The organism is Conyzicola lurida, from assembly GCF_014204935.1.
GTDB classification, from domain to species: domain Bacteria; phylum Actinomycetota; class Actinomycetes; order Actinomycetales; family Microbacteriaceae; genus Conyzicola; species Conyzicola lurida.
On the sequence record NZ_JACHMJ010000001.1, the window covers coordinates 560,794 to 574,330 of the forward strand.

A 13,537-nucleotide genomic window follows, 5' to 3' on the forward strand; every position below is an offset into this window, starting at 1 on the left:
CACGCTACTTCGATGCCCCGGCCTCCGCGCGGCCGGCCGCAACCTGCCGTAACGCGGCGCCGCCGCCGGTCTGCACGACGAGCACGACCCACCCCGCGGCGAGGCAGAGCTGGCCGATCACGCCGACCGGGAAGAAGATGTGGTTGCCCAGGAACAACACCGCGCCGACCAGCACGAGCAGCGCGCCGGGCACCCCGCGCAGACCCAGCCGCGTCACGGCGAATCCGACGGCCACGGCGCAGGCCAGCACGAAAGCGACGCTGCCGATCATCCCGAGCCCGTCGCCGAACCGGAACATCGTGCCCATGCCCTCGTGCCCCTCGTGGGTGAGCGCGCCGGCGCCGATGCCCGCGAGGATGTCGAGCGCGGAGTAGAACGCGGCGTAGACGAACGCCAGCGTGCCGACGAGCCAGCTGAGCCACGCGGCGTGCCCGCGCACGAGCAGCCAGGGCGCGAAGCCGAGCAGCGGGAACACCGCGAGGATGCCGATGTGCAGATCACGCCAGTACCGGGCGGATGACGCGTCGAGATCGGTCGGGTGCGTGACACCGACCGCCGCGAGAACGAGCGGCGGGATCGCCACGGCGAGACAGAGCAGGACGATGCGGCGCGGGAACATGCCGCCATGCTAGGGCCCCGATGTCAGAGATGGCCCCATCCCGGCGGGGATGGGGCCATCTCTGACACTTCTGCGCTGGTTGCAGCGGGGCGGCCCGCCGGCTAGCGCACCGTCTTGCGCGAGGTGATCACGCCGGTGTCGAAGCCGAGCAGGTGCAGTCCGCCGTGGAAGCGGGCGTGCTCGACTTTGAGGCAGCGGTCCATCACGACGGTCAGGCCCTTGCTCTCGCCGTAGATCGCGGCGTCCTGGTTCCAGATGCCGAGCTGCACCCAGACCGTCTTCGCCCCGACCGCGAGCACGTCGTCGATGACAGACGGGATGTCGCTTCCCTTACGGAACACGTCGACGATGTCGGGCACCTCGGGCAGCGAGGCGAGGTCGGGGTAGGCCTTCTGGCCGAGGATCTCGGTGGCGTTCGGGTTGACGAAGTACACGCGGTAGTCGCTCGACTGCAGCAGGTAGGTGCCGACGAAGTAGCTCGAGCGGGTCGCGTTCGGCGAGGCGCCGACGATCGCGATCGACTTCGCGGCGCGCAGGATCTTCAGGCGTTCCTTGGCGCTCGGTCCGACCCAGGTGCGCTGCGACTTCAGCAGCTTCGCGAGCGGGGAGCTGGCGGGCAGCTCGCAGGAGAGCCCGTTCGAGAGCTGGGTGGTGACCGTGTCTTCCACTGTGGCGGTGCTCATTTACTTGCCTTCCGTTGCGGCGTTCAGAGCCTGGTCGAGGTCGTAGATGATGTCGTCCGGGTCTTCGATTCCCACGCTAATACGAACCAGGCCGGGCAGCACGCCCGCTTCGCCGAGCTGCTGCTCGGTGAGCTGGGCGTGGGTCGTGGATGCCGGATGGATGACGAGGGTCTTCGCGTCGCCGATGTTCGCGAGGTGGCTCGCGAGGTCGACCGACTCGATGAACTTCTGGCCGACAGCGCGGCCGCCGGCGACGCCGAAGCTGAACACCGAGCCGGGGCCCTTCGGCAGGTACTTGTTCGCGCGCTCGTGGTGCGGGTGCGCGGGCAGGCCGGCCCAGTTGACGAACTCGATGCGCGGGTCCGCGTCGAGCCACTCGGCGACGATGCGCGCGTTGTCGACGTGCGCCTGCAGGCGGAACGGCAGCGTCTCGACGCCCTGGGCGAGGAGCCAGGCGGAGTGCGGGGAGAGCGCGGGGCCGATGTCGCGCAGCTGCTCGGCGCGCAGGCGGGTGAGGAACGCGTACTCGCCGAAGTTGCCGTGCCAGTTGAGCCCGCCATAGGAGGGGACCGGCTGGTCGAACAGCGGGAAGTGCTCGTTGGCCCAGTGGAAGCGGCCGCTCTCGACGACGACGCCGCCGAGCGTGGTGCCCGCTCCGCCGAGGAACTTGGTGGCGGAGTGCACGACGACGTCGGCGCCCCACTCGATCGGACGGCTGAGGTAGGGGGTCGCGATCGTCGAGTCGACGATGAGCGGGATGTTGTGCGCGTGGGCCACGTCGGCGAGGCCCTCGATGTCGGCGATCTCGCCCGACGGGTTGGCGACGATCTCGGCGAAGATCAGCTTGGTCTTCGGGGTGATCGCGGCCGCGTAGTCGGCGGCGTCGGAGGAGTGCACGAAGGTGGTCTCCACACCGAAGCGGCGCAGCGTGACGTCGAGCTGGGTGATCGATCCGCCGTAGAGGTTGGCGGAGGCGACGATGTGGTCGCCCGCGCCGGCGAGCGACGCGAAGGTGATGAACTGCGCGCTCAGACCGCTCGCCGTGGCGACGGCGCCGAGTCCGCCCTCGAGGGACGCGACCCGCTCTTCGAACGCGGCGACGGTGGGGTTACCGAGACGGGAGTAGATGTTGCCGTATTTCTGGAGGGCGAATCTGGCCGCGGCATCCGAGGTGTCATCGAAGACGAACGCGCTCGTCTGGTAGATGGGGAGGGCACGTGCGCCGGTGACGGCGTCGGGGATGTTACCCGCGTGAATTGCCCGTGTTCTAAATCCGTATTCGCGATCAGCCATGCGTTCACGCTAGCCGAGCGACCCTGAGGCGACGGACGGCCGCGTAACACGGAGCCACGAACGGGCTAACGCCAGGTCGGCAGCCACCAGCGTGCCGCGATCCAGCGCGCGTCCAGCTGCATGCCGGTCCACAGCGGCCAGAAGTACACGCTGAGCGCCACCGCGACGGCGAGGAAGACGCCGACGATCACGATGCCGCGCGTGCGTCTGCCCGGATCCTTGGTGCGGTCGCCGAGGATCAGCCCGATCACGAGCGTGAGCCCGAGGATCATGTAGGGCTCGAAGGCGATCGTGTAGAACTGGAACACCGTGCGGTGCAGGTACATCAGCCACGGCACGTAGCCCGCGACCATACCCATGAGGATCAGCCCGACCTTCCACTCGCGGTACCGGGCCAGCCGGTAGACGAGGTAGAGGATGGCGGCGGTGGCCGCCCACCAGATGAGCGGATTGGCGATGCCGGTGATCGATTCGCCGCAGGTCGTCGCGGCGCAGCCGTTCTCGCCCATGGCGCTCGACTGGTAGAACATGCTCGTCGGCCGCACCATAAACAGCCAGGTCAGCGGGTTGGCCTGGTAGCTGTGGGGCCGGGTTTCGCCCACGTGGTATGCGTACACACTGGTCTGGAAGTGCCACCAGCTCTGCCACGACAACGGCACCCACGAGAGCATGCCGGTCCAGGCGTTGCCGGCCTCCTCGGCCCAGTGCCGGTAGTACCCGTTGTCGGTGGTGAACCAGCTGATCCAGGTGGAGAGGTGCGCGGCGGCCGCGATCGGCACGGTGAGCAGGAAGCTCACCGGCGCCTGCTTGAGCAGCGTGCCGGACCCCCAGAAGAAGACGCCGGAGCGACGGCGGGCGAGCGCGTCGACGACGAGCGTGTAGACCGCGAACGCGGCGAGGAAGTAGAAGCCGCTCCACTTGACCGCGGAGGTCAGGCCGAACGCGAGGCCCGCGGCGAGCAGCCACGGGCGCCACCACAGCGACGGTCCCCAGTCGGTGCCCTTTCCCGCGGCGGTACGCGCGGCGAGCCAGAGGGTGAGCCGCCGTTCCGCCCACGCCCGGTCGAGCAGCACCGCACCGAAGCCGAGCAGCGCGAAGAACATCACGTAGTTGTCGAGCAGCGCGACCCGGCTCATCACGATCGCGTTGCCCTCGATGGCGAACAGGCCGCCCGCGATGATTGCGAGCAGCGTCGAGTCGAACAGCTTCTTCGCGATCACCATGAGCAGCACGACGGCGAGGATGCCGACGAGGGCCGTGCTGATGCGCCATCCCACACTGTCGTCGGCGCCGAAGAGGGCCATGCCGGCGCCGATGATCCACTTGGCGAGGGGCGGGTGCACCACGAACGACGGGTCGCTGAGGAAGATGTCGGTGTCGCCGGCGTTGAAGCTCGTGTCGGCTTCGGCCGGCCAGGAGGCGGAGTAGCCGAGGTTCCACAGCGTCCACGAGTCCTTCACATAGAAGGTCTCGTCGAACACGAGCGAGTGCGGGGAGCCGAGGTTCCACAGCCGGGTGACCGCGGCGACGAGCACCACGATCGCGGGCGCGCCCCAGTTCCACAGCCGGCGGCCGAGCGTCGTCGACTGCGCGCGCAGCCACCACGCGTCGAGCCGCGTCATCGGGGCGGGTGCGGCGGGCTCTTCCCGGTCTTCCAGCATCGTCTCGAAGTCGTCGGCGCGGGATTCGGGCGCGGGGTTCGTCACCCGGCCATCGTACTTTCCCGCGCGATGGGACAATGGCACGTGATCATTCTTGCGGCGACCCCGATCGGCAACCTCGGCGACGCCTCGAAGCGGCTGATCGAGGCGCTCACCAACGCGGAGACGATCGCGAGCGAGGACACCCGCACCACGATCCACCTCATGCGTGCCCTCGGCATCGAGAACCGGCCGCGCCTCATCGCCCTGCACGAGCACAACGAGTCGCAGAAGGCGGCCGAGATCGCCGAGCTGGCGAGAGAGAGCGACGTGCTCGTTCTGTCGGATGCCGGTATGCCGGCGATCAGCGACCCCGGATTCCCCCTCGTGGCCGCCGCTGCCGCGGCGGGCGTGACCGTCACCGCGATCCCCGGCCCCTCCGCCGTGCTCACCGCGCTCGCCGTCTCGGGCCTGCCGACCGACCGCTTCAGCTTCGAGGGGTTCCTGCCGCGCAAGAGCCGCGTCGCCTACTTCACCGCGCTCGTGCGCGAGCAGCGCACCATGGTGTTCTTCGAGAGCCCGAACCGGCTCGGCGACGCGCTCGCCGACCTCGCCACGGCGCTCGGCGACGACCGCCGCGTGGTCGTCTGCCGTGAGCTGACCAAGCTGCACGAGGAAGTGAAGCGCGGAACCGCCCGGGAGCTGGCCGACTACTTCGCCGAGGGAGCGAGGGGCGAGATCTGCATCGTCGTCGAGGGCGCCGTCCCCGCGACATCCGACCTTCCCACCGGCATCGAGCAGGTTCTCAAGCTCGTGACGGAGGGGTCGCGGCTCAAGGAGGCCGCCGCCGAGGTGGCCGAGGAGACCGGCCTGAGCAAGCGCGACCTGTACGAGGGTGCGCTGGCTGCACGGGCGCGGTAACACTCGCAACCACCGTTTAGGATGTAACGCATGGCCGCCGGTGATTCCTTTTACATTGCGACGCCCATCTTCTATGTCAACGACGTACCGCACATCGGTCACGCGTACACCGAAGTTGCGGCCGACGTACTCGCTCGTTGGCACCGTCAGAGCGGTGACGACACCTGGCTCCTGACCGGAACCGACGAGCACGGCCAGAAGATCCTGCGCACCGCCGTCGCGAACGACACGACCCCGCAGCAGTGGGCCGACAAGCTCGTCGAGGAGTCGTGGCTGCCGCTGCTCGAGACGATCAACATCCAGAACGACGACTTCATCCGCACCACGGACAAGCGTCACGAGGAAGCCGTCACGATCTTCCTGCAGAAGCTCCACGACGACGGCTACATCTACTCGGGCGAGTACGAGGGCTACTACTGCGTCGGCTGCGAAGAGTACAAGCAGCTCGACGACCTCATGGAGACCCCCGACGGCGACTACGCCGGCCAGCTGGTCTGCAAGATCCACTCGCGCCCCATCGAGGTGCTCAAGGAGAAGAACTACTTCTTCCGCATGAGCGACTTCCAGCAGCGCCTGCTCGACCTCTACGAAGAGCGCCCCGACTTCATCCAGCCCGAGAGCGTGCGCAACGAGATCCTGCAGTTCGTCAAACAGGGTCTCTCCGACCTCTCGATCTCACGCTCCAGCTTCGACTGGGGAATCAAGATCCCGTGGGACCACTCGCACGTTCTCTACGTCTGGTTCGACGCGCTCCTCAACTACATCACCGCCATCGGCTACGGCGTCGACAACGACGAGTTCCAGCGTCGCTGGCCCGCGACGCAGCTGGTCGGCAAGGACATCGCCCGCTTCCACGCGGTGATCTGGCCCGCCATGCTGATGGCCGCGGGACTCCAGCCGCCGAAGCAGGTCTTCGGCCACGGCTGGCTGCTCGTCGGCGGCGAGAAGATGTCGAAGTCGAAGCTCACCGGTATCGCGCCGAGCCAGATCACCGACACGTTCGGCGTCGACGCGTTCCGCTACTACTTCATGAGCGCGATCAACTTCGGCCAGGACGGCTCGTTCAGCTGGGAAGACCTCGCGGCGCGCTACCAGAGCGAGCTCGCGAACGGCTTCGGCAACCTGGCCTCGCGCGTCATCGCCATGGTCAACCGCTACTACGACGGTCTCGTGCCGGCACCCGCCGAGTACACGGCCGACGACCTCAAGGTGCAGGCCGTCGTGCGTGCTGCTGCAGACAACGCGGATGCCGCGATCCAGTCGCTCGCGATCCACGACGCGCTCGCCTCCATCTGGACGATCGTCGACGAGCTGAACGGCTACATCACCCTGCAGGAGCCCTGGGTCCTGGCGAAGACCGAGGAGACGCGCAAGCGCCTCGGCACCGTGCTCTACACCGCGACCGACGGGCTCCGCGCGCTCGCGGTGCTGCTCTCTCCCGTCATCCCGGAAGCAACCGCCAAGCTCTGGACCGGCCTCGGCGCCGCTGCCGGACTCGGCGAGCTGACCGACCAGGTGATCGTCGACGCCGGCCACTGGGGCCAGCTGCCCGTCGGCAGCCGGGTCGGAACCCTCGAGGCCCTCTTCCCCCGTATCGAAGTAACCGAAACCGCAGGATAAACGTTTGGAGCGTGTGATGTCCGAGTCCAGCTACGCCCCCGTGCCGCAGGCACTGGTCGTCGGAATCTACGACAACCACACGCACTTGGACCCGTCGGGAGTTCCCGGCAGCGAAGAGTTCGACTACCACGACCACCTCGACAAGGGGTCGAGCGTCGGCGTCCGCGGCGTCGTGCAGGTCGGCACCGACCTCGAGTCGTCGCTCTGGTCGGCCGAGCTGGCCGCGATCGAGCCGCGCGTGCTCGCGGCCGTCGCCATCCACCCCAACGACGCTCCCCGCTACGCCGCAGAGGGCCGCCTCGACGAGGCTCTCGCCACGATCGACGAGCTCGCCTCCCGCCCGCGCGTGCGCGCCATCGGCGAGACCGGGCTCGACTACTTCCGCACGGCGGAGGACGGCCGCGGCGCGCAGCACGCCTCGTTCGAGGCGCACATCGAGATCGCCAAGAAGTACGGCCTCGCCCTGCAGATCCACGACCGCGACGCGCACCACGACGTGTTCGAGACGCTGCAGCGCGTCGGCGCCCCCGAGAAGACGGTGTTCCACTGCTTCAGCGGCGACGCCGACCTCGCCCGGGTCGCGATCCAGAACGGCTGGTACCTGTCGTTCTCGGGCACCGTCACGTTCAAGAACGCCGTCGACCTGCGCGACGCCCTCGAGATCACCCCGCGGCACCTGCTGCTCGTCGAGACCGACGCGCCCTACCTGACGCCGCACCCGTTCCGTGGCCGGCTCAACTCGCCGTACATGCTCCCGCACACGCTGCGCGGCATGGCCGCCCACCTCGGCACCGACGTCTCGATGCTCGCCGCCCAGATCACCTCGAACACCGAGCAGGTCTACGGCGCCTGGGACGCGGAGCCCGTGACGGCCCCGCGCGACGCCTACACCGACGAGACGTTCGAAATGCCTCCCATGACCGGAGCGATCAGGCTCCCGCAACTGCCCACAGAAGAGAGCACCACCTAGTGGCGACACTGCTCGGCCCCGCCGAAATCCGCGATCTGGCCGAGCTGCTCGACATTCAGCCGACCAAGAAGCTCGGTCAGAACTTCGTGATCGACGCCAACACCGTGCGCCGCATCGTGCGCGTCGCCGGCGTCGTCACGGGCGAGACCGCCGTCGAGATCGGCCCCGGCCTCGGCTCGCTCACCCTCGGCCTGCTCGAGACGGGCGCCGACGTCGTCGCGGTCGAGATCGACAAGCGCCTCGCCGCGCAGCTGCCGATCACGGTCGCCGAGATGCAGCCCGAGGCGAAGCTCACCGTGATCACCGAGGACGCCATGAAGGTGACCGAGCTGCCGCAGTCGCCGAGCGTGCTCGTCGCGAACCTGCCGTACAACGTCTCCGTCCCCGTGCTGCTGCACTTCCTCGAGCACTTCCCGAGCCTCACCCGCGGCCTCGTGATGGTGCAGGCCGAGGTGGGGGAGCGCCTCGCCGCCCCTCCCGGTTCGAAGGTCTACGGCGCCCCGAGCGCCAAGGCGGCCTGGTACGGCAACTGGAAGACCCACGGCAAGGTCAGCCGCCAGGTGTTCTGGCCGGTGCCGAACGTCGACTCGATCCTCGTCGGTTTCGACCGCGAAGAGCTGCCCGGCACGGAGGAGGAAAGGCTCGCGACCTTCGCCATCATCGACGCCGCCTTCCAGCAGCGCCGCAAGATGCTGCGCCAATCACTGTCCGTCGTGCTCGGCGATTCGGCAACGGCATCCACCCTGATGGAAGCCGCCGGACTCGCTCCGACGAGCCGCGGCGAGGAGCTGACAGTACTCGACTTCCTCGCCATCGCTCGAGCGGCAAAGGCTGCCCCCGGCCTCGACTAGGTTGGTCATATGACCACCTCGGCCACTCCAACCGCGGTGCACGTACGCGCGCCGGGCAAGATCAACGTCTTCCTCAAGGTCGGTTCGCTGCTCGAGGACGGATACCACGACGTCGCCATCGCGTACCAGGCGGTGTCGCTCTACGAAGACGTGCGCGCGTACTCCGCCGACGACTTCTCGGTCGAGGTGACCGGCACGGTCGAACTCTCCCGCGTGCCCACCGACGGCTCGAACATCGCCATCAAGGCGGCCCAGCTCCTCGCCCGCAGCACCGGCTACCGCGGCGGCGTGCGGCTGCACATCGACAAGCACGTGCCCGTCACCGGCGGCATGGGCGGCGGGTCGGCGGATGCCGCGGCAACACTCCTGGCCTGTGACACCCTCTGGGGAACCCAGGTCCCGCGGGAGCGGCTGCTCGAGCTCGCCGCGGAGCTCGGCGCCGACGTGCCGTTCGCGCTCACCGGCGGAACCGCCATCGGCACGGGCCGCGGCGACCAGTTGAGCCCCGCGCTGGCCAAGGGGAACTTCCAGTGGGTACTCGCGGTCGCCGACTTCGGCCTCAGCACCCCGGCCGTGTACCGCGAACTCGACCTGCACCGCGACCGTCACGCCCAGGACATCTACCCGGCCACCACGGCGCCCACCGTCGACGCGAACGTGCTGCAGGCGCTCCGGGCCGGCGATCCGCACATGCTCGCCGACACCCTGTACAACGACCTGCAGGCTCCCGCGCTGCACCTCGAACCGTCGCTCTCCGCCGTGATCGAACTGGGCGAGCAGAACGGCGCCCTCGCCGGCGTCATCTCCGGCTCGGGACCCACGGTCGCTTTCCTCGCCGCCGACCTCGACTCGGCGCTCGAGCTGCAGATCGCGCTCAGCGCCGCCAAGCTGACGGTCGTGCGCGCCACCGGACCCGTACATGGAGCTCGCATCATCGGTGCGTAAAATGCCCGAAGGGGGCTAGCGTACTAATCGGAGGGCTCGCCATGGACAGGCGCAGTGAAACACGGTGGGCCGCTCTCGTCGGCGTCATCTCGGCCGCCGTCACCCTGGCCCTCGCCGAAGTCGCCGCCCTCGTTCTCGCCCCGGCTTCGAGCCCGCTGCTCGCCGTCGGATCCCTCGTCATCGACCTCGTGCCGGCCTGGCTCAAGAACCTCGTCATCGACCTGTTCGGCACCGCCGACAAGATCGTGCTGCTCGCCACACTCGGGCTCGTCGTACTGGTGCTCGCCGCCGTGATCGGCGTGCTCGAGTACCGCAGACCCCCGTTCGGCATCGTCGGGCTCGTGCTCGTCGGCCTCATCGCGACGCTGGCCGTCATCACCCGCGCCGAGGCGACCACCGTCTGGGCCGTGCCGACCGTGCTCGGCATGATCGGCGGCGTGGTCGTACTGCGGGTCGCGGTCGACCGGCTGCACCGCTGGTCGCTCGCCGCGACGCGGGCCGCAGAGATCCGCGGGGCCGTCTCGGCCCCCGGAAGCGCGGCAGCGGTCAGCCGGCGCGGCTTCCTCACCGTCGCGGTGGGGGCTGCCGCGGCATCCGTCGTCGTCGGAGTCGCCGCACGCGCCATGAACGCCGGTACGACGGCCGTGAACGCCGTGCGGGCCGCGCTCAAGCTCCCGGCGCCGGCCGTCGTCGCCCCGCCCATCCCCGTCGGAGCCCAGCTCGACATCGACGGCATCTCGGCGCTCGTCACCGACAACGCCGACTTCTACCGCATCGACACCGCGCTGCAGGTTCCCGTGATCGACGCGAACCAGTGGAAGCTGCGCATCACCGGCATGGTCGAGGAGGAGATCGAGATCTCGTTCGAGGAGCTGCTCGCCCTTCCGCTCGTCGAGACCTACGTCACGCTCATGTGCGTCTCGAACGAGGTCGGCGGTCAGCTCACCGGCAACGCCAAGTGGCTCGGCTACCCGATCCGGTCGCTGCTGGAGCGTGCGCGACCCCTGTCGGGTGCCGACGTCGTGCTCTCCACCAGCCAGGACGGCTGGACCGCGACCACGCCGCTCGAGGTACTGCAGGACACCGAGCGCAACAGCCTGCTCGCCGTCGGCATGAACGGCGAGGCGCTGCCGCTCGAGCACGGCTTCCCGGTGCGCATGGTCGTGCCGGGCCTCTACGGCTACGTGTCGGCGACCAAATGGGTCGTCGAACTCAAGGTGTCGACGTTCGCCCAGGAATCGGCCTACTGGACCGACCGCGGCTGGTCGGCGAAGGGCCCCGTGAAAACGTCGTCGCGCATCGACGTGCCGAGCTTCGGCGCCTCGATCGAGCCGGGTACGGTGGCGATCGCGGGCGTCGCCTGGGCGCAGCACGTCGGCATCGAGCGCGTCGAGGTGCGCGTCGACAACGACCCGTGGCAGGAGGCGACTCTCGCCGAGCCGATCTCCACCGACACCTGGCGCCAGTGGTTCATCGAGTGGGAAGCCACCTCGGGCGACCACGTGCTCGAGGTGCGAGCGACCAACGCCGAGGGCGACACGCAGAAAGAGGAGCGCGTCGACGTCATCCCCGACGGCGCCGAGGGCTGGCACACCGTGCAGGTGCGGGTCGCCTAGTCCCGCTCGTAGCGCAGGACGTTGACCTCGGAGAGGTTCCAGCTGTCGACGAGGTGCCAGCCGACCGTGGCGAGCGTCGCCGTGGTTTCCGGGCGCACGTCGCGCGAGACGCTCGTGATCAGGTAGACGACGTCGGCCGTGGTCAGGCGCGTCAGCCCCTCCTCGAGCGGGATGCGGGTCTCCCAGAGCTGGCCGGTCTCAGCCGCGGGAGTGCCGAGCGTGACGTCGGTCGTGCCGACGAAGGCGTCGGGGTACGAGTACGCGATCACCCGTGCCGAGGCGATGGGATGGCGCTGCACACCGCCGTAGACGATGGCGGTCTCCGCCCCCGGACCGTCGAGCGCACGCTGCTCCGCGATGAGGTCGGCGACGGCCGCCCACGACGTCTTCTCCTTAGCCTCGGGCTCGCGCTGCAGCGCGATCTGCGGTGCCGCGAGAGCGAGCAGCACGAGCAGGGCGACGAGCACGAGAGGTCGTGAGGGGATGCGGGCGATCGCGGCGGCGATCACGAGCGCCACGAACGGCAGGCACATCGTGAGATACCGCGGCGTGTAGATCGGGGTGATGGTGGCGCTCGTCACGAGCAGCAGCGCGGTGGGCAGCAGCAGCGCGGGCAGCAGCACCGAGGCGGCGGAAAGGCCGCGCGCGCGGCGCAGCAACAGCACCGCGCCGACGGCCAGGAGCGCCCAGCCGACCACCGCGAACATCGGGCTGGAGTAGAACCACTGGTGCTCGAACACGTTGCGCGGGGTCTTCGCTCCCGGGGTGTCCAGCCAGTGCAGCTGGCCGCTCTGGCCGATCACGGCGAGGGCGAACGGAACGACGACGGCGGTCGCGAGGGCGGTCCAGCGCAGCCAGCGGCCGGCGGGCGGCCAGGCGCGCGACTTGCTCGAGGCGAACCACCACGCCATGGTCACGGCGTGCGCGACGACGACGAGGGCGAGGTAGATGAAGACGAGGCAGGCGACCGCGACGGTCAGGGCGTACAGCGCCCAGAGCAGTCGGGACGAGCGGCGGGAGGCGACGACCAGCAGGATCGTGAGCAGCACGGCGAAGACCGCGGTGAGGGCGTACGAGCGTCCCTCGGTGCCGGCCCAGGTTGTGCGCGGCAGGAGGCAGAACACGAGGCCGGCGATGACGCCGAGGCGCGGCACGTTCTCGAACAGGCGCCCCAGCACGACGGTGAGTGCGGCGGCGATGCCGATCGCGATCGCGCTGGGCACCCGCAGTGCGACGGGGGAGTAGCCGAACAGGTCGAAGACCAGGTGCATCACCGCGTAGTACACGGCGTGCACGGCGTCGACGCTGCCGACCATGGCCCAGAGCTGGTCCCAGCTGCGGGTCGACGAGATGATCGTGGCGGCCTCGTCGTACCAGATCGACGGGGTGCCGATGCCGATCAGCGAGATGGTGAGGCCGAGGAGTCCGATGAGGACTGGGGCGACCGCGCGGTGGCGGTGGATGCCGGTGGTCGGGTGGAAGGCGACGCGTGCGCCATCGAGCATGGTCATTCGGTCACTCCTTCCTGTCGGTGCGAAACAGCGATCAGGCCCGCGCCGCTGTCGCGGGCGGGCCTGATCGGTCCAACGTGCTAGGTGTTGGTCTGTGCTGGGGCCGTGTTACTCGGCGGCCTTGGCGGTGATCTTCGCGATGCCGACGACGAGTTCGTCGGTGACGGCGTCGGTGCCGAAGGTCTCGTTGAGGAGGCCGGCGGCGTCGGGGCTGACGAGGACGGTGGTGCCCTCGAGGACGGCGTTGCCGTCGGCGTCGGTCTCGAGCGGGTTCAGGGTCGAGCCGTCGAGGTTGAAGATGTAGACGTCGGTGCCGACCTCTTCGCCGTTCGCGGTCACAGTGCCGGTCAGACGCGAGGTGCCCGGGTCGATGACGAAGTCGGACAGTCCGACGGTGATGTCGCCGCCGGTGAGGGTGATGCCGGAGCCTTCGTGGTCGATCTCGCCCTGAACGTAGGGACGGTAGTCCTCGGCCGGGTCGTAGTAGTCGACGTTGCCGCCGGTGATCGGGAAGGCGAGGGTGCCGGTGGCGGCGTCGAGCGTGGCTCCGCCGGTCACGCCGGGGGTGAGGCCGAGGGTGGTGAGGGCTTCGAGGAAGCCGGCGTCCAGGGTGACCTGGGTGTCGACGCCGTCGAGGGCGGGGATGGAGGCCAGCGGGGTGGGGTCTGCTTCGACCGTGGCGCTGGGCGAGGAGGACGACGACGACTCGGTCGACGTGGTGCCGGTCGAGCAGGCGGCGAGGCCTCCGACGAGCACGGTGGCTGCGGCGATACCGACAGTGACTTTGTAGAACTTACGCATGATGAAATCCTTTGATCGAAGTGAACTTTCGGTGATGTTGAGAGTTCGGCTTCGATGCGGAAACAGA

General features: G+C 69.0%; 12 protein-coding genes. 6 read left to right on the forward strand and 6 right to left on the reverse strand.

Translation table 11 applies throughout. The features are described 5' to 3' along the window. Nucleotides 1-4 precede the first annotated feature (4 nt). The 4 genes from HD599_RS02740 to HD599_RS02755 all read right to left on the reverse strand — a co-directional run bounded on the left by HD599_RS02740 (nucleotide 5) and on the right by HD599_RS02755 (nucleotide 4,301). Nucleotides 5-619: a hypothetical protein gene (locus HD599_RS02740; RefSeq protein ID WP_184233429.1), complete on the reverse strand. Its 615-nt coding sequence runs from the start codon at nucleotides 617-619 to the stop codon at nucleotides 5-7. 101 nt (nucleotides 620-720) lie between these two features. Next, entirely contained in the window at nucleotides 721-1,302 is a 582-nt protein-coding gene (locus HD599_RS02745; RefSeq protein WP_184233431.1) for a CoA-binding protein, read from the reverse strand. Then, complete coding sequence (locus tag HD599_RS02750) at nucleotides 1,303-2,595, reverse strand: O-acetylhomoserine aminocarboxypropyltransferase/cysteine synthase family protein (protein ID WP_184233433.1); 1,293 nt, start codon at nucleotides 2,593-2,595, stop codon at nucleotides 1,303-1,305. A gap of 65 nt (nucleotides 2,596-2,660) precedes the next feature. Then, nucleotides 2,661-4,301 carry a dolichyl-phosphate-mannose--protein mannosyltransferase gene (locus HD599_RS02755; RefSeq protein WP_343061844.1) on the reverse strand — a complete coding sequence of 547 codons (1,641 nt, stop codon included), beginning with the start codon at nucleotides 4,299-4,301 and terminating at the stop codon, nucleotides 2,661-2,663. 39 nt (nucleotides 4,302-4,340) lie between these two features. Between HD599_RS02755 and rsmI the strand changes: the two genes are divergently transcribed. From rsmI to HD599_RS02785, 6 genes are read left to right on the forward strand one after another with little or no spacing between them, the layout of a single operon-like run. Beyond that, entirely contained in the window at nucleotides 4,341-5,156 is an 816-nt protein-coding gene (rsmI, locus tag HD599_RS02760; RefSeq protein WP_184233434.1) for a 16S rRNA (cytidine(1402)-2'-O)-methyltransferase, read from the forward strand. Between the two features lie 30 nt (nucleotides 5,157-5,186). Next, on the forward strand, nucleotides 5,187-6,776 hold the full coding sequence (gene metG, locus HD599_RS02765) for a methionine--tRNA ligase (RefSeq protein WP_184233436.1): 1,590 nt from the start codon (nucleotides 5,187-5,189) through the stop codon (nucleotides 6,774-6,776). Between the two features lie 16 nt (nucleotides 6,777-6,792). Continuing rightward, nucleotides 6,793-7,746, forward strand: coding sequence for a TatD family hydrolase (locus HD599_RS02770; RefSeq protein WP_184233438.1), 954 nt, complete (start codon nucleotides 6,793-6,795; stop codon nucleotides 7,744-7,746). Continuing rightward, on the forward strand, nucleotides 7,746-8,597 hold the full coding sequence (gene rsmA / locus HD599_RS02775) for a 16S rRNA (adenine(1518)-N(6)/adenine(1519)-N(6))-dimethyltransferase RsmA (protein WP_184233440.1): 852 nt from the start codon (nucleotides 7,746-7,748) through the stop codon (nucleotides 8,595-8,597). Before HD599_RS02770 ends, rsmA begins: the two co-directional genes overlap by 1 nt. 9 nt (nucleotides 8,598-8,606) lie before the next feature. After that, nucleotides 8,607-9,542, forward strand: coding sequence for a 4-(cytidine 5'-diphospho)-2-C-methyl-D-erythritol kinase (locus tag HD599_RS02780; protein ID WP_184233442.1), 936 nt, complete (start codon nucleotides 8,607-8,609; stop codon nucleotides 9,540-9,542). A 41-nt stretch (nucleotides 9,543-9,583) separates the two neighbouring features. After that, the gene (locus HD599_RS02785) at nucleotides 9,584-11,158 is read left to right on the forward strand and encodes a molybdopterin-dependent oxidoreductase (RefSeq protein WP_184233444.1); all 1,575 of its coding nucleotides are present in this window, start codon (nucleotides 9,584-9,586) and stop codon (nucleotides 11,156-11,158) included. On the opposite strand, the gene HD599_RS02790 is transcribed toward HD599_RS02785, so the two are convergent. Together HD599_RS02790 and HD599_RS02795 are read right to left on the reverse strand one after the other, a co-directional pair. Continuing rightward, nucleotides 11,155-12,669, reverse strand: coding sequence for a glycosyltransferase family 39 protein (locus HD599_RS02790; RefSeq protein WP_184233446.1), 1,515 nt, complete (start codon nucleotides 12,667-12,669; stop codon nucleotides 11,155-11,157). The genes HD599_RS02785 and HD599_RS02790 overlap by 4 nt on opposite strands. 108 nt (nucleotides 12,670-12,777) lie before the next feature. Continuing rightward, entirely contained in the window at nucleotides 12,778-13,470 is a 693-nt protein-coding gene (locus tag HD599_RS02795) for a hypothetical protein (RefSeq protein WP_184233448.1), read from the reverse strand. Between the last annotated feature and the right edge of the window lie 67 nt (nucleotides 13,471-13,537).